We start from the raw sequence: 902 nt of genomic DNA on the forward strand, positions 1-902 counted from the left end.
TAAAACTTAAATATAGGTGGTTTACATTAAAATTATTTTCTCAACTTCAATTTTACTTTCATATCTTATTTTATTAAACTTTTTTTCTGCCCATGCTCAAGATTTTCAAAAGGGAATCAATGTTGATATAGCTAGGAAAGATTATTCTTTGAAATCACTCAAAAAAATTGTTGATACAATTCATGAGAATAATGGGGATTACTTACAACTTCATTTTTCTGATAATGAAAACTATGCAATTGAATCTCAATTTTTTAAACACGAAAATATATCTTCACAAAATTATTTAAGTCAACAAGAGTTAAAGAACCTTATTCATTATAGTAATAAGTTAAATATAATGGTTGTTCCAGAATTTGATTTACCTTCTCATTCAAAAGCTTGGTTATTGTTATTAAAAAATGAAAATTCAAACTTACACGAAAATATCGTAAGCGATTATAGCGATAAAACAATTGATTTTTTTTCTAACCAAAAAGCTTTAGAGATTAGCAAAAGGCAAATCAAAGAAATTTTAGATCTCTTTCATCAACCAAATTTTCAAAAAGAACAAAGAATAGTATTGGGCGGTGATGAGGTTCCTGGTGGAAAATCATACCAAAATGACTTCATTAATTTTATGAATGAAATTGGTGAATATGCTTATCAAAATGGATATGAACCACAAATATGGAATGATTCTATTACTAAAAATGGTTTGAAATTATTAAAAAATTACTTTTCAGTAATTTATTGGAAACAAAGTAATAATGAAAATAATGAACCAGGGATCACTGTCGAAGATTTTTTAGACTATAATTTTAAAGTTTACAATTATAATTTTTATTCACTATATTTTTTACCTTCTAAAAACTATAGCCCAACTGATATAGAAGAACAAACTAGCTATATCAGTTGGGCAT

At 25.6% G+C, this 902-nt stretch carries 1 protein-coding gene; it reads left to right on the forward strand.

Annotated features, from left to right (window positions below; all coding sequences use genetic code 11):
* Nucleotides 1-148: 148 nt before the first annotated feature.
* Nucleotides 149-902: family 20 glycosylhydrolase (locus tag KA878_RS13690; RefSeq protein ID WP_210142219.1), on the forward strand; the 754-nt coding region annotated here is incomplete at its 3' end.

Origin of the sequence: Staphylococcus sp. GDY8P57P, assembly GCF_017892585.1 — a bacterium.
Classification (GTDB): Bacteria; Bacillota; Bacilli; order Staphylococcales; family Staphylococcaceae; genus Staphylococcus; species Staphylococcus borealis.